The following is a 14,804-nucleotide window of genomic DNA, read 5'->3' on the forward strand; positions in this document are numbered from 1 at the left end:
GCCCGGCGTTTTCCGGGTGCTGTGAAAGTTAGCTGACCTCCGTGTTATGCAACACTTGTTTGAAGAATGTGACCGGAGGTACATGCAATGTCGCCATGGAGGCGGGAAACGCCCGCTGTGGTCGGGGCCTGGTTCAGTGCGGCCGGACTGGCCGCAGCACTCACACTTGGTTGCGGGACGGCGCTGGCCGACCCGCAGCAGCCGCCGGCCGACCCGGCCGCGGTGAACACCGGCCCGGTGGACGTTCCGCCGCCCGCCGAGGTCGCACCGCCGCCGCCCGCGCCGGAGCTGCCCCCGCCTCCTCCGCCGCCGCCCCCGCCGCCGCCGGCACCGGAACCGGTGGCTGAGCCGGTACCGGTGCCACCGGCCGGTGTGCCGGGTGCCGTGACCCCGGCCAGCGCACCGGTCACGTCGGGCCCAGTCGTCGGGCAGAACCCGGAGCCGTTCACCGGCGCCGCGCCGTTCCTGCCGCCGACGTTCAACCCGGTGAACGGGTCGATGGTGGGCGTCGCCAAGCCGATCATCATCAACTTCCAGCGCCCGATCGCCGACAAGGCGATGGCCGAGCAGGCGATCCACATCTCCTCGAACCCGCCGGTGTCCGGCAAGTTCTACTGGATGACGCCCAGCCAGCTGCGGTGGCGGCCGTTCAACCTCTGGCCCGCCAACACCACGGTCAACATCGACGCGGCCGGCACCCTGTCGAGCTTCCGCACCGGGGAGTCGCTGATCGCCACCGCCGACGACAAGACGCACCAGATGACGATCACCCGGGACGGGGTGGTGGAGAAGACGTTCCCGATGTCGATGGGGATGTCCGCGGGCGGCCACGAGACGCCCAACGGCACCTACTACGTGCTGGAGAAGATGCCGACGGTGGTGATGGACTCCTCCACCTACGGAGTGCCGGTCAACTCCAGCTGGGGTTACAAGCTGACCGTGCAGGACGCCGTGCGCATCGACAACTCGGGCGGCTTCGTGCACAGCGCGCCGTGGTCGGTGAACGACCAGGGCAAGCGCAACGTCAGCCACGGCTGCATCAACCTGAGCCCGGCCAACGCGAAGTGGTTCTACGACAACTTCGGCAGCGGTGACCCGGTCGTGGTGAAGAACTCCGTCGGCACTTACACCAAGAACGACGGGTCCAACGACTGGCAGATGTAGCCGGTCCGAACCCGACGAACGACCCCCGCACGCGCTCCTTGCGTGCGGGGGTCGTTTCGTTCGGCGGGCGTCCGGGCATCCCGGCTGTACAGGGCGTAGTCGGGCGTCTCAGGGGATCACAACGGGGACGGGACGGTAGCTCGCGGCGCGGTAGAACACGTCCAGCATTGATATTGCGCTGTCGTGGGTGATCAGCCAGTGCTCGCCCTGGTCGGCCAGCACGATTGGTCTGGGGTATGTGTGCAGGTACAGCGGTATTGGTCCGGTTGCGGCAAGGGTGGCGCCGGCCAGGTTGTCGGGTGCGGGCTGGATGTCCGTCACGACGAAGTTCAGTGGCAGATAGTGCGCGGCCATCCGATTCAGATGATCGTCGACCGTCTGGGCTTCCTCCGGGGTGAACCCGGGGGTGACGATGTCGGTTTTGTTCGCGGCGGGGATGTTCGGGTCGGTCAACTCGGCCATGATGGCGACCACCCGGTCGACGGTGGGAACCGGACCGGTGCAGGCAGGTTGGCCGGGGTCGCCGCAGTCAGCCTGGGCTGGGACGGTGGCCGTGACCGGCGCTGCGGCGACAACCAGCGCGGCCATCATCACCTGCGTTGCGATGCGACGGAGCGTGGCGGTCCGGATCATCTGTGCGCCGGCCTTCCCGAACCAACTTGGTGTTGCCGATCCTAGCCTGTCATCGCCGTGTAGGTGGCTCGATCACGCCTACGTCAGCCCACGCAGCCATTGGCAGCCGGGGCCAATTCGGCAGTGCGGTTTCATACGCCCCAAGCGGCGTGTCGCGTATGACACCGCACGGTCGGCGAAAAGCGATGGGCTAGCTCCAGATGTGAACGCGCGCAGCCGGTTCCAGGTACAGCGCGTCGTCCGGCGTGACCGCGAACGCGTCGTAGAACGCGTCGATGTTGCGGATCACCCCGTTGCAGCGGAACTCCGGCGGTGAGTGCGGGTCGGTGGCCAGTCGGCGGATCGCCTCGGCGTCCCGGGACTTGGTGCGCCACACCTGCGCCCAGCCGTAGAAGACGCGCTGCACCCCGGTCAATTCGTCGATCACCGGGGCGTCGGCGCCGCCCAGCGACAGCCGGTAGGCGAGCAGTGCGATCGACAGTCCGCCCAGGTCGCCGATGTTCTCCCCGACCGTGAACGCCCCGTTCACGTGCTGGTCGCCGGTCAGGGCGCGCGGCGTGAACGCCTCGTACTGGGCGATCAGCTCCGTTGTGCGGGAACCGAACTCGGCACGGTCGTCGTCGGTCCACCAGTCGACGAGGTTGCCGTCACCGTCGTACTTGGCGCCCTGGTCGTCGAAGCCGTGACCGATCTCATGGCCGATCACCGCACCGATGCCGCCGTAGTTGGCGGCGTCGTCGGCGCCCGCGTCGAAGAACGGCGGCTGCAGGATCGCCGCGGGGAAGACGATCTCGTTCATCCCCGGGTTGTAGTAGGCATTCACCGTCTGCGGGGTCATGAACCACTCGTCGCGATCCACCGGGCCGCCCAGCTTCGCCAGCTCGTGGTCGTAGTTGACCGCGTAGCCGCGCCGGTAGTTGCCGTAGAGGTCGTCGCGCTCGACGGTCAGCGCCGAGTAGTCCCGCCACCGCACCGGGTAGCCGACCTTGGCGACGAACTTGTCCAGCTTGGCCAGCGCGCGCTCGCGGGTCACCGGGGTCATCCAGTCCAGGCCGGTGATGCTCACCCGGTAGGCCTCCCGCAGGTTCGCCACCAGCTCATCGATCCGGGCCTTGGCGTCCGGCGGGAAGTGCCGGTCGACGTACAGCCGCCCGACCGCGTCACCCATCAGGCCCTCGACCAGGGAAACCCCGCGCTTCCAGCGGTCCCGGATCTGCTCGGTGCCCGACAGTCGGCGCCCGTAGAACGCGAAGTCCTCGGCGACCAGCGCGTCGGTGAGGATCCCGGCGCGAGCGTGGATCAGCCGCCAGCGCGCCCAGTCCTGCCAGTCGGCCAGTTCCGCCTCCGCCCACAGCGCGGCGAACGCCGACAGGTAATCCGGCTGGCGCACCACCACCTCGGCGGCCGCCGCCGGCGAACTGCCCAGCGCGGTGATCCAGCCGGCCCAGTCGAAGCCGGGCGCCTGTGCGGACACCTCGGCGAACGTCCGCAGGTTGTAGGTCAGGTCCGCGTCGCGGCGCTTCACCACGTCCCAGTGCGCGGCCGCCAGCTTCGTCTCCAGCGCGACGATGCGCGCCGCAGTAGCGGCGTGCGCCGCGGAGTCGCCGTACACCAGGGCGAACATCGCCGCGATGTGCGCCGGGTAGGCGGCGAGGATCTCGGCGTGCTGCGGATCCCGGTAGTAGGACTCGTCGGGCAGCCCCAGGCCGGACTGGTTCAGGTGCACCAGGTAGCGGGCCGAGTTCTTGGAGTCGGTGTCCACGTACACGCCGACGCCGCCGCCGACCCCGGTGCGCTGCAGCGCGCCCAGCGCCGCGGCCAGCGCCGCCCGGTCACCGGCCGCGTCGATCGCGGCCGCCTCGCTCAGCAGTGGCGCCACCCCCCGCGCCTGCACGGCCGGCTCGTCGAGGAAGCCGCCGTACAGGTCGCCGATCCGCCGCTCGTCGGTGCCCGGCGCCGCACCCGACTCCGCGGCCTCGGTGATCAGGTCGCGGACCTGCGCCTCGGCCCGGTCGAACAGCGCGCGGAACGCCCCGTCGGTGGCGCGGTCGGCCGGCATCTCGTAGTCGGTGAGCCAGCGGCCGTTGACATGGCCGAACAGATCGTCCTGCGGCCGGATCGCGGCGTCGAGATGGCTGAGGTCCAGGCCGGAACGTGCGGTGGTGGCGGTCATCGCGCCCATCCTCGCACGGTGCGCCGATGTGCGGTCCTGTAGCGTTCCCGCCATGCCTGACGAGCAGCAACCCGACGCATCCGCCGAGGTGGACGAGGCGGTCACCGAAGCGGTCGAGCGGGAGCAGCCGGCCGCCGAGACGGTCCCCGCCCCGCACAAGACCGTCGCCAAGAAAGCCCCCGCGAAGAAGGCCCCCGCGAAGAAGCCGGCCGCCAAGAAACCGGCCAAGGACGCCAAGGAGTCGGCGCCGGAGGCCGCCAGCGGCCCGGTGCTGTCCGCCTACGGGGTCGGTTCCGCCGTCCTGGGTCTGGTGGCGGTCGCCGCGGTGGCGTTCGGCTACATCACCTGGTCGGCGCACCACAGCGACCTGCAGGAGCGCAGCTACCGCAGCAAGGTGCTGCAGACCGCGGCCAGCTGGACCAACGTGCTCATCAACCTCAACGCGGAGAACGTCGAGAAGGGCATGCAGCGGCTGCGCGACAAGAGCGTCGGCGACCTGAACAACGAGTTCGAGGCCGCCGTCGCCCCCTACCGGGACGTCGTGCAGCGCATCCAGTCGCGCAGCAGCGGCCGCATCGAGGCGGTCGCCATCGAGACCGTCAGCCACGACCCGGACAACCCCGACGCCGCCGCGCCAAACCCGTCGTCCACGCTCGGGCGCACCGACCCGGTGCTGGTCGTCGCGACCTCGGTCGCCGAGAACGTGGAGGGCCGGCCGCAGACCGTGCACTGGACGCTGCATCTGGACGTCACCGATGTCGACGGCAAGATGATGATTTCCAAGCTGAGGTCGATCCGATGAGCAAGGTGGGGCAGTTGACGTCGCGGAACGTGTGGCGGATGGTGGCGTTCGACGTCATCGCGCCGCTGGCGGGCATTGCCGGTCTGCTGATGGTCGGCCTGGTCCTGGACTGGCCGCTGTGGTGGGTGTCGGTCTGCTCGGTGCTGATCCTGCTGATCGTCGAGGGCGTGCTGCTGAACTTCTGGCTGCTGCGCCGCGACTCGGTGACCGTCGGCACCGACGACGAGCGCCCCGCGCTGCGGCTCGGGGTGGTCGCGGTGGCGGCGACGGCACTGGTGGCCGGCGCGGTGCTGGGGTACACGCGCTGGACGGTGCCGGACCACGACATGGAGCTGGACTCGGTCGCCGCGGTGCAGACCGCCGTGAACATGGCCGAGGCGGCGGCGACGGTGGTTCCGAACAACCCGGAGGCGTCGATCGACAAGGCCGCGGCCTTCATGGTCCCCGACCGGGTGAACTCGTTCAAGGAGACCATCGGCCGCACCGCGACCGAGATGGCCGGCCGGCAGATCGCGGTCGACGCCAAGGCGCTCAGCGCGGGCGTCGAGGCGCTCGGGCCGTTCGCGGCCCGCGTCGCGGTGGTGCTGCGCAGCACCCAGACCGTGGCCGACCAGCAGGTCAAGCAGGCCGTGGTGCCGGTGCGGATCACGCTGACCAAGCGCAACGGGCAGTGGCTGGTGCTGGAGATGGCCCCGATCCACGCCCGCTGACCCCGGGAGTCCCCGGCCGCGCGATCAGTTCGCGGTCGGGGACTGCTTGGTGTGCAGCTTCACGAAGCGGTCGGACAGCCGGCGCATCCGGATCATCAGCGACGCCGGCGGGCTGACCGTGCCGTCCAGGTACTCCTGCAGGTCGGCGTCGGGCACCCCGATGCGCGACGAGAACTCCGCCTGACTCAGACCGGAACGCTCGATCAGCAACCGCATGTGCCGGGCGACCTCGGCGCGCTCGTTGGCCTCCAGATGCGCCCGGGTGCGGGTGAGCACCTCCGACAGCGCCTTGGAGATCCCGTAGGGACCGGTGCCCTCCAGCACCTCCTCGACCTGGCGGGCGGTGCGTCCGTACGGGTCGCGTTTGAGCGCCACCACGATCTGCTGCCAGGTGGCGATGTTGCCGCTCTGCAGCGCCGACCGGATCGCCGACGTCGACCAGAACTCCACCGGCCGATCCGTGGGGCCGGGGCGACGGTCGGGCCGGCCCGGGTTCGCGCGGGGCGCGGACCCGGGGCGTCGGTTCGGGGCCAAGGTCACCTCGCCTCCTCCAACATCGCCACCGCCACCGCCAAACAGCGTTCCCGCACATGCTCCCAGTCGGCGCCGTCGTCGGACTCGTCGGCCGCGGCGGCAGGGCCGTCGGGTTCCGGGTCGGCGAGCCGGCGGACCAGTTGGCTGGCCAGCCATAGACGCTCGGCTGGTTGACCAGAGTAGTACCTGTCGATGTCGCGCAGGGCGACCGCGACCGTTACCGCGTCGAGCACGTCGACCAGCTCGGCGAACTCCACGTAGTCCCGGGGACTGTTGCGCGCCATCAGCAGGTAGCCCTTGAGCCGGAGCGTCTCGGCGCCGGTCGGGATCTGCAACCGGTCGCCGGTGGGCAACTGCACGGCCGCGGTCTCCAGCGGCCGGCAGCGGCTGAATCGCGGCCCCGCCCGCCCGGCGCCGTCGGTCGCCGACTGCGACTCCAGCGCGTCGAGCGCCACCGACAGCCGTCGGCGCCACACGGTGACCGGGTGCACCGGACGCACCGCCCGGGGCATTGCCCGGGCGGCGGGCCAGCCGCCGGCCAGTTTCCGGGTCAGCGGACGGCCCGCGGAGGTGGCCGACACGTCGCCCGCCGCGGCCGACGCGGTCGGCAGGGCCACCGTGGCGACCTCCGCCGGCCCGCAGCCGCGCAGCGCCAGCGGGTCGGCCACGCAGCGGGCGTCCGGCGCCAGATCCTTCAGCCGGGCCGCCGACTTCATCACCACCCGCAGGTCGGCGCTGGGGGTGATCAGCGCGGAGATGTCGTCCGGGATCACCACCACGTCGCCGAGGTCCACGCTGGGCAACGGCTTCTCGAAGTCCACCGACGGCAACACCCGTTCCAGCCAGCGCGGCAACCACCAGTTCCACTGGTCGAACATCGCCATCAGCGCCGGCACCAGCACCAGCCGCACCACGGTGGCGTCGACCGCGATCGCGACCGCGCAGGCGACGCCGAGCTCGGCGACCAGCGGCATCCCGGCGAACGCGAACCCGATGAACACCGCGATCATGATCAGCGCGGCGCTGGTGATCGTGCGCGCACTGGTGCTCACCCCGTAGGCGACGGCGTCCTGGGTGTCACCGGACTGCAGGAACCGCTCCCGGATCCGGGTCAGCAGGAAGATCTCGTAGTCCATCGACAGGCCGAACGTCATCGCCAGCACGATCGGCGGGATGAAGCTGTCGATCGACCCGGTCGGGGTCAGCCCGAGCCGTTCCAGCCACCCCCACTGGAAGACCAGCACCAGGCTGCCGTAGGCGGCGGCCACCGACAGCACCGTCATCACGACGCCCTTGAACGCCAGGAACACCGACTGGATCGAGAGCAGCAGCATCACGAACGCGATCAGCGCGACGAACACCAGCACCAGCGGCTCGGTCGCCGCCACCCGGTCGTCGAAGTCCTTGATCAGCGCCGTCGGCCCGCCGACGTCGACCTGCACCGCCGGGGCGCCGGCCACCCCCGGCAGGTGTGCCCGCATCCAGTCGATCGTCTCCCGGGCCGTCATGTCCTCCGGGTCGACCGAGAGCACCGCGGACAGCAGGCCGCTGTGCTTGTCGTTGCCGAACACCGGCGGGGAGACCGAGGCGATGTTCGGTGCGTGCGTCATCTCGTCGCGGATCGCCGTGAACAGTTCGGCGTGCGCCGGCGCCGACGCATCCGAGCCGGGCATGGTGACCAGCACCCGGATCGGCCCGAGCGCGCCCGGGCCGAGCGCCTGGGAGGCCGCCGCCACCCCGCCGCGGATCTCATGCGACGAGTCGAACTGGTGCAGCATGCTGTTGCCCAGGTTCAGCGACATCGCCGGCGCCGCCAGCACCAGCAGGAAGCCGGAGGCCACCACCGCCGACACCCAGGGCCGGCGCATCACCGACGCCGTCCAGCGGCTCCAGAACCGGGATTCGGTGGTCTGCGGCCGCCGTGACCAGTGCAGCAGCGCCGACCGCTTGGCGACCGACCGGCCGAACATCGCCAGCACCGCCGGGGTCAGGCTGACCGCGGTCAGCACCGCCACCGCCACCGCAAGGATCGCGCCGGTGGCCATCGAGATCAGCACCGGGGTGTTGATCAGGTAGATGCCGGTCAGCGACGCGATGACGGTCAGCCCGGACAGCACCACCGCCAGCCCGGACGTCGCCATCGCGGCGTCGACCGCCTCGGCCGGCTGCCGGCCGGCCCGCAGTTCCTCGCGGTAGCGCATCAGCACGAACAGCGAGTAGTCGATGGCCAGCGCGATGCCGAACATCGACACCGTCGACGTCACGAAGACCGACATCGCGGTGAACATCGACAGCAGGTAGACCAGGCCCATCGTGACGATCACGGTGACGATGCCCAGTGCCAGTGGGATCGCCGCGGCCGCCAGCGAACCGAACACCGCCAGCAGCACGATCAGCACGATCGGCAGATTCCACTGCTCGGCGGCGGCGATGTCGGCCTTGGTCTTGGCCGACGCCGCGGCGCCGAGCGCACCCTGCCCGATCACGTACAGCCGCACCGATCCGTTCTCGATGTGCCCGGGCTGCTCGCCCTGCACGCCCAGCGCGGTGCGCAACCTCTTGGCGACGTCGACCGCGCCGGTGTTGTTGAAGTCCAGCCGCAGCGACACCACGTAGGGCCGGTCCGGGCGCGGCGGCGGCTGGGCCGGGTTCGGCACCACCGTCACACTGGACACCCCGCCGGCGGCCTTCTCCAGCAGCGCGACGGCGTTGCGCATGTCCTGATAGGTGGCGTCCGCCCGGGGCGCGGCGACCAGCGCGAGCGGCGACGCGCCCTGCTCGGGGAAGTGGTCCTCGAGCTGATACTGCACGTGCAGCGACTGCGAGCCGTCGACCTCGAAACCGCCGCCGGTCAGGTGGCCGGACTGGGTCGCGGCGAGGTACAGCGCCGGTATCAACGCCAGTAACCAACCTGTGAAGACCACCCAGCGGAATCTGCGCAGGTTGCTGCTGAAGCGCATCATGAACTGCTGGATTTCGGTTCTCTCCGCTCTGGCCGGACCCGCGGACCGGGTGCTGCGAGCCTACCGCAGCAGCTTGGGCCAACCGCCGTCCTGAGCTGGTCCGATGCGGTTCGGCGACCGAACCGACGGCCGAACTGTGACCAGGTCGGCGTTCGGGCGGGTGGCGCGGTTCGACCCCAACTGTCAGGATGGCAGCACAGTGGTCTCGGATCTGCCGCAGGCGTCCGGAGACATCCCGGGGGAGAGCACCGCCGCCCGCAGTGCCGCGTGAGCCGGTTCGGGTGCCAAATCGTGAGGAGTTATCGGTGAAGAAGACTATCGTCACCCTGCGCCGCAGCCTGTTCGGCACGCTGACCGTCACCGCCGTGGGCGGAGTCGCCGCAGCCGTGCTCCTGGCGACACCGCAGGCGACCGCCGCCAAGGACCCGTGCGTGGCCAGCGAGATCGCCCGCACCGTCGGCAAGGCCGTCACCTCCACCGGCGACTACCTGGACGCGCACCCGGACACCAACCAGGTGCTGACCGGCGCCCTGCAGCAGCAGCCGGGGCCGCAGACCCTGGCCAACCTGAAGGCCCACTTCGACGCCAACCCCAAGGTGCAGGACGATCTGCAGAAGATCGTGGCGCCGGTGGCCGAGATCAACGACCAGTGCAAGCTGGCCGTCAGCCTGCCGCAGGTGCTCGGGCTGCTGCAGGCGGCGCAGGCGCAGGGCGGCCTGCAGGGCGGTCTCCCCGGCGGCCTGCCGGGTGGGCTCCCCGGCGGCGGACTGCCGGTCAGCGGGCCGGTCGCCCCGGCCGTCACCCAGCCGGTGGCGGTCCGCTAGCCGACGGCGGCGAACTCGGGTTCGGTCCGGCTCTCGGCGCGGAAGACGAAGAAGAACACCACCCAGCCGACGGCGGCGATCAGCAGCCAGCTGATCAACCGGTAGATCAGCATCGCGGTGATCGCGGTCGGCAGCGTCAGGCCGGCCGACACCAGGCCGGGCACCAGCACCGCCTCCACGATCAGCAGTCCGCCCGGCATCAGCGGGATGCTGGCGGCGACCCGCGCGGCGGCGTAGGCGACGGTCAGCCCGGCCACCGAGGCCCGGCCACCGGCGGCGTAGGCCGCGCAGGCCAGGCAGGCGACGTCGGCGATCCAGTTGAACAGCGACCAGCCGAACGCCACCGACAGGTCGCGCCGGCCCAGGCTGACCGACTCCAACTGGCCGAGCAGCGTCCGCCACGCCGCCAGCCCGGTGTCGGCGGGCCTGTCGCGCGCCGCGTTCACCCGGGCCAGCACCCGCACCCCGATCCCGTCGAGCAGTTCCGGGCGGGCGGCGACGGTCTGGGTGGCGAGCAGCAGCGCCAGGAAACCACCGAGCGTGAGCAGCAGCGCGAACGGGTTGTCACGCGCACCGAGCAGGACGGCGCCACCCAGCCCGAGCACCGCCAGCCCGACCGCCTGCAGCACCCCTGACATCACCAGCTGCCAGGACGCCACCACCGGTGACGCGCCCCAGCGCCGCTGCTGCCGGTACAGGAACGTCATCGACAGCACCGGACCGCCCGGCAGCGTGGTGCTCAGCGAGTTGGCGGCGTAGAACGCGGCCTCGGATCGCACCTGGTCGACGTGCACGCCCGCCGAGCCGAGCAGGGTGCGCTGAATCTGCGCGAAGCTGTGCATAGACGCCATGGCCGCGACGACCGCCAGCAGCAACCACCGGCCGTCGGCGCCGAACAGGCTCCGCCAGCCGGTGAGCAGCTGGCCGCGGGCCAGCACCAGCTCGACGGTGAGCACGATGGCGACGACGCCCAGGACTGCCCAGCGCATCCGGCGCTGCCGGGATCCGGCGTCATACACCCGCTTCACGTTAGCGGCGCGAAACCGGTTCACCCGCTGTCGATGTGCGGTTGCCGTGACATCGTTACGCTACCGGGATGTCCATCAGCGCAGATGAATCCGTGTCTCCGACGGTGCAGCGGGCCGCGGCCTGGGCCTGGCGGGTGCTGGTGCTGATCGCGGCGGTGGTCGCCGTGCTGCTGATCGTGCGGCGGCTGCAGGTGATCGTGGTCCCGGTGGCGATCGCGCTGCTGCTGTCCGCGCTGCTGATGCCATGGGTCGACCGGCTGAACCGCCACCGGGTGCCGCGCGGCCTGGCGGTGTTCCTGCTGCTGGTCAGCAGCATCGCGGTGCTCGCCACCATGCTGACGTTCGTGATCAACGCGTTCGTCGACGGTGTACCCGGGCTGGTCGAGCAGGTCACCGCGCTGGTCAACTCGTCGCAGCAGTGGCTCGTCGAGGGCCCGCTGCACCTGAGCAGCGACCAGATCAACAACATCGGCAACACCGTCGTCACGACGCTGCGCGACAACCAGGCCAAGCTGACCAGCGGTGCGCTATCGACCGCCGAGACCATCACCGAGATCGTCACCGGCGTGTTCGTCACGCTGTTCACGCTGATCTTCTTCCTGCAGGGCGGCCGCGACATCTGGGCGTTCCTGGTGAAGATGTTCCCCGCCCCGGTGCGGGAGAAGGTGCACGCCGCCGGGGTGGCCGGTTTCCGGTCGCTCACCGGTTACGTGCGGGCGACGTTCCTGGTCGCGCTCGTCGACGCGCTCGGCGTCGGCATCGGGCTGGCGATCCTGGCCGTGCCGTTGGCGCTGCCGCTGGCCTCGCTGGTGTTCCTCGGTGCGTTCATCCCGCTGGTCGGTGCGGTGCTGACCGGGCTGCTGGCCGTGCTGGTCGCGCTGATCGCCAAGGGCTGGCTCTACGCGCTGATCGTGCTGGGCCTGGTCATCGCCGTGAACCAGTTGGAGTCGCACATCCTGCAGCCGGTGGTGATGGGCCGGGCGGTCTCCATCCACCCGCTGGCCGTGGTGCTGGCCATCGCCACCGGCGCCGTCCTGGCGGGCATCGTCGGGGCGCTGCTGGCGGTGCCGACGCTCGCCTTCATCGACCGGGCGATGCGGGTGCTGCTCGCACCGGACCCGTCGGTCAGTACCGACCTTCCCGACGCAGCAGCTCCGCAGCACTGACCCCGCCGGACGCGCCGCGCCGCTGGGCGTCGGACTGGCCGTCGATCTTCTCGGTGGCGGTGTTGTCCCGGTTCTCCTGAGCCGGGAACGCGGTGGTGGCGTCGGCATCAGGACCGGGGGGACCGGCCGGCGGCGGGGCCGGACGCTCGGACTCCGGCTCCCGGCGGATGGTGGCGCCGCGTCGCTCACGCGGCCGGCCGCCGGTGTCACCGCGCAGTTCGCCCAGCCAGGACTCGATCTCGCGTTCCGGTGCCGGCTTGGCGGCCTCGATCCGCTCGGTCGCCGGCGCGGCGAACCGTGTGGTGGCCGCCTCCGGGCCGGCCGGCATGCGGGTGGTGCGGGCGCTGGACGATCGGTCGCTGACCGGCCGGGTCGGCGCCGAGTCGACGGGCTGCGGCCGACGTTCGGCGTGCGGCGCCGGGTGGGTGGGGTCGTGCGGCTGGCGTGCCGATGCACCGGCAGTCGCGCCGGCCGGCACCGGCGTCGGCGCCGGGATACCGCGGGTCACCCGCCGCTTGCGCTCGTCGGGCAGCCGGATCTCGCCGAGCCCGATCCGGTTCTGCAGCTTCTTCATCCAGCGCGGTGCCCACCAGCAGTCGTCGCCGAGCAGCTTCATCACCGCCGGCACCAGGAACATCCGGATCACGGTGGCGTCCAGCAGCAGCGCCGCCATCAGGCCGAACGCCAGGTACTTCATCATCACCAGGTCGGAGAAGACGAACGAGGCGGCGACGACGGCCAGGATCAGCGCGGCGGCGGTGATCAGCCGGCCGGTGGTGGCCGTCCCGATCCGGATCGCCTCGGTGGTGGACATCCCGGATTCGCGGGCCTCCACCATGCGGGAGACCAGGAACACCTCGTAGTCGGTGGCCAGGCCGTAGCCGACCGCGACCACCAGCGCGATGATCACCACCATCAGCGGGGTCGGGGTGAAGTTCAGCAGACCGGAGCCGTGTCCGTCGACGAACATCCAGGTCAGGATGCCCATCGTCGAGCCGAGCGTCAGCGCGCTCATCACCGCGGCCTTCAGTGGCAGCACCAGTGAGCCGAACGCCAGGAACATCAGCAGGGTGGTGGCCGTCAGCAGGATCACCAGCATCAGCGGCGCCTTGGCGACCAGGCTGTGGATGGAGTCCTGTTCCAGTGCCGGGGTTCCGCCGACCATGACGTCGAGGCCCTTGGGTGCCGGGATCTGCCGGAGCTCGGCGATCTTCTTCGCTGCGTCGTCCTTGCTGATCAGGCCGTTCTGGATCACCCGGACGGTGGGCTCCTTCGACGCCCCCGGCAGGTAGGGCCGTTCCTTCCACATGTCGGCCGGGTCGTCGTCGGGTTCGACGAAGCCACTGATCGCCATCGCCTTGCTGCGCACCTCGGCGATCTGCTGATCGGTGACGTCCTTGCCGGTGGTGGACTCGATCACCAGCGTCAGTTTCTCGGTGCGATAGCCCGGGAAGATCTTGTCGAACGCCTCCTGGGCCACCCGGGTCGAGTTGTCCGGCGGCAGGTACTTCTCGCTCATCGCGCCGAACGTCAGCTTCCCGAGCGGGATGATCAGCAGGATCATCGCGATCACGATCGGGATCGCGAACGTCAGCGGCCGCTTCATCACGAAGTTGACCAGCTTGCCCCAGAACCCGGCCTCGACCTCTTCGCGGGTCTTGGTCTTCTGGGTCTTCTCGGCGAACCAGCCGATGATCCGGTTGGAGAACTCCCAGTTGCGCAGGAACGGCACCCGGTACAGCGTCCGCACACCGAGAGCGTCGATGTTGGTGCCCAGCACGCCCAGGCAGGCGGGCAGCAGCGTGATCGACAGCAGCGCCGCCAGCCCCACCGAGGCGAAGATCGCGTACGTCAGCGCCCGCACGAAGCCCTGCGGCAGCACCAGCAGGCTGGCGCTGGAGGCGATGATCAGCACCGCCGAGAACACCACCGTGCGGCCCGCGGTCATCACCGACCGGCGTACCGCGGCCTCGGTGTCGTAGCCTTCGGCGATCTCCTCGCGGAACCGGCTCACCACGAACAGGCCGTAGTCGATCGCGATGCCCAGACCGATCAGCGAGACCACCGGCTGGGCGAAGAAGTGCACCGGGCCGAAGATCGCGACGACCCGCAGGATCCCCATCGAGCCGGCGATGCTCAGCCCGCCGACGATCACCGGCAGCGCGGCGGCGATCACGCCGCCGAAGACGAAGAACAGCACGATCGCCACCAGCGGCAGCGCGAGTATCTCCATGCGCTTCTGGTCGGTGGCGATGGTGCCGGTCAGGGCGTCGGCGATCGGCTCCATGCCGGCCAGCTTCACCGTGCCGCCGTCGAGCTTCTGCAGCGCCGGTTCGACCTTCTGGTAGTTCTTCAGGATGGTGTCGTCGTCGTCGCCCTTGAGCTGGATCGAGACGAACGCGTGCTTCTTGTCCGAGTCGGCCATGTTGTGCAGCTGCTCGGGGTTGGTGAAGTACCCCACCCAGTTGAGCACCTGATCCGGGTTGTCCTTCTTGACCGCGTCCAGGCCGTCCTTGACCTGGTCGAACCAGTGCTGGTCGTCGACGGTCTCGCCCTTGGGGGCGGTGAAGACGGCGACGATGTGGCTGGTCCGGTCCCGGCCGTACACGTCGTCACCGAGGATCGAGGCCTTCACCGATTGGCTGCCCTCGTCGTAGAACCCGCTCTGGGTGACGTGGTCGCCCAGGCTCATGCCGAACAAGCCGCCGCCGAGACAGAGCGCGACCATGACGCCGATCACGATGAATCGGTAGCGATATACCGTTCGACCCCACCAGGCGAACACCTATCCGCACCTCACTTAAGTT

Annotated in this window: 11 protein-coding genes and 1 pseudogene; 6 read left to right on the forward strand and 6 right to left on the reverse strand. The window is 70.2% G+C overall.

Annotated elements, in window-relative coordinates:
- Window positions 1-87 precede the first annotated feature (87 nt).
- The gene (locus KIH27_RS06585) at window positions 88-1,164 is read left to right on the forward strand and encodes a L,D-transpeptidase (RefSeq protein ID WP_214092141.1); all 1,077 of its coding nucleotides are present in this window, start codon (window positions 88-90) and stop codon (window positions 1,162-1,164) included.
- A 108-nt stretch (window positions 1,165-1,272) separates the two neighbouring features.
- On the opposite strand, the gene KIH27_RS06590 is transcribed toward KIH27_RS06585, so the two are convergent.
- Window positions 1,273-1,797: an MTB12 C-terminal domain-containing protein gene (locus KIH27_RS06590; protein ID WP_214092142.1), complete on the reverse strand. Its 525-nt coding sequence runs from the start codon at window positions 1,795-1,797 to the stop codon at window positions 1,273-1,275.
- 190 nt (window positions 1,798-1,987) lie between these two features.
- Complete coding sequence (locus KIH27_RS06595; RefSeq protein ID WP_214092143.1) at window positions 1,988-3,970, reverse strand: M13 family metallopeptidase; 1,983 nt, start codon at window positions 3,968-3,970, stop codon at window positions 1,988-1,990.
- A 52-nt stretch (window positions 3,971-4,022) separates the two neighbouring features.
- Between KIH27_RS06595 and KIH27_RS06600 the strand changes: the two genes are divergently transcribed.
- Both KIH27_RS06600 and KIH27_RS06605 read left to right on the forward strand, forming a co-directional pair.
- Window positions 4,023-4,772 carry an Rv1363c family protein gene (locus KIH27_RS06600; RefSeq protein WP_250149706.1) on the forward strand — a complete coding sequence of 250 codons (750 nt, stop codon included), beginning with the start codon at window positions 4,023-4,025 and terminating at the stop codon, window positions 4,770-4,772.
- Window positions 4,769-5,482, forward strand: a complete 714-nt coding sequence (locus KIH27_RS06605) for a hypothetical protein (protein WP_214092144.1) — start codon at window positions 4,769-4,771, stop codon at window positions 5,480-5,482. The genes KIH27_RS06600 and KIH27_RS06605 overlap by 4 nt, the downstream gene beginning before the upstream one ends.
- A 24-nt stretch (window positions 5,483-5,506) precedes the next feature.
- On the opposite strand, the gene KIH27_RS06610 is transcribed toward KIH27_RS06605, so the two are convergent.
- Together KIH27_RS06610 and KIH27_RS06615 are read right to left on the reverse strand one after the other, a co-directional pair.
- Window positions 5,507-6,022, reverse strand: a complete 516-nt coding sequence (locus tag KIH27_RS06610) for a helix-turn-helix domain-containing protein (protein ID WP_214092145.1) — start codon at window positions 6,020-6,022, stop codon at window positions 5,507-5,509.
- Entirely contained in the window at window positions 6,019-8,979 is a 2,961-nt protein-coding gene (locus KIH27_RS06615) for an MMPL family transporter (RefSeq protein WP_214092146.1), read from the reverse strand. The genes KIH27_RS06610 and KIH27_RS06615 overlap by 4 nt, the downstream gene beginning before the upstream one ends.
- 103 nt (window positions 8,980-9,082) lie before the next feature.
- Between KIH27_RS06615 and KIH27_RS06620 the strand changes: the two genes are divergently transcribed.
- Both KIH27_RS06620 and KIH27_RS06625 read left to right on the forward strand, forming a co-directional pair.
- Complete coding sequence (locus tag KIH27_RS06620) at window positions 9,083-9,250, forward strand: hypothetical protein (protein WP_214092255.1); 168 nt, start codon at window positions 9,083-9,085, stop codon at window positions 9,248-9,250.
- A gap of 34 nt (window positions 9,251-9,284) precedes the next feature.
- Window positions 9,285-9,803 carry a hemophore gene (locus KIH27_RS06625; protein WP_307856803.1) on the forward strand — a complete coding sequence of 173 codons (519 nt, stop codon included), beginning with the start codon at window positions 9,285-9,287 and terminating at the stop codon, window positions 9,801-9,803.
- 29 nt (window positions 9,804-9,832) lie between these two features.
- Here KIH27_RS06625 and KIH27_RS06630 read toward each other — a convergent pair.
- Window positions 9,833-10,822: pseudogene (locus KIH27_RS06630) on the reverse strand (lysylphosphatidylglycerol synthase transmembrane domain-containing protein); the annotation flags it as partial.
- A 77-nt stretch (window positions 10,823-10,899) separates the two neighbouring features.
- On the opposite strand from KIH27_RS06630, the gene KIH27_RS06635 reads away from it, so the two are divergent.
- Window positions 10,900-11,997, forward strand: a complete 1,098-nt coding sequence (locus KIH27_RS06635) for an AI-2E family transporter (RefSeq protein ID WP_214092148.1) — start codon at window positions 10,900-10,902, stop codon at window positions 11,995-11,997.
- Here the strand turns inward: KIH27_RS06635 and mmpL3 are convergent.
- Window positions 11,957-14,782, reverse strand: coding sequence for a trehalose monomycolate exporter MmpL3 (gene mmpL3 / locus KIH27_RS06640; RefSeq protein WP_214092149.1), 2,826 nt, complete (start codon window positions 14,780-14,782; stop codon window positions 11,957-11,959). The genes KIH27_RS06635 and mmpL3 overlap by 41 nt on opposite strands.
- Window positions 14,783-14,804: the final 22 nt, after the last annotated feature.

The organism is Mycolicibacter acidiphilus (genome assembly GCF_018455725.1).
Classification (GTDB): Bacteria; Actinomycetota; Actinomycetes; order Mycobacteriales; family Mycobacteriaceae; genus Mycobacterium; species Mycobacterium acidiphilum.

Excerpts from the sequence above, each read along its gene's own strand:
- KIH27_RS06635 (WP_214092148.1), top strand. The coding sequence starts at position 10,900 with ATGTCCATCAGCGCAGATGAATCCGTGTCTCCGACGGTGCAGCGGGCC.
- KIH27_RS06615 (WP_214092146.1), bottom strand. The coding sequence starts at position 8,979 with ATGATGCGCTTCAGCAGCAACCTGCGCAGATTCCGCTGGGTGGTCTTC.
- KIH27_RS06585 (WP_214092141.1), top strand. The coding sequence starts at position 88 with ATGTCGCCATGGAGGCGGGAAACGCCCGCTGTGGTCGGGGCCTGGTTC.
- KIH27_RS06620 (WP_214092255.1), top strand. The coding sequence starts at position 9,083 with ATGCGGTTCGGCGACCGAACCGACGGCCGAACTGTGACCAGGTCGGCG.
- KIH27_RS06595 (WP_214092143.1), bottom strand. The coding sequence starts at position 3,970 with ATGACCGCCACCACCGCACGTTCCGGCCTGGACCTCAGCCATCTCGAC.
- KIH27_RS06590 (WP_214092142.1), bottom strand. The coding sequence starts at position 1,797 with ATGATCCGGACCGCCACGCTCCGTCGCATCGCAACGCAGGTGATGATG.
- KIH27_RS06605 (WP_214092144.1), top strand. The coding sequence starts at position 4,769 with ATGAGCAAGGTGGGGCAGTTGACGTCGCGGAACGTGTGGCGGATGGTG.
- KIH27_RS06600 (WP_250149706.1), top strand. The coding sequence starts at position 4,023 with ATGCCTGACGAGCAGCAACCCGACGCATCCGCCGAGGTGGACGAGGCG.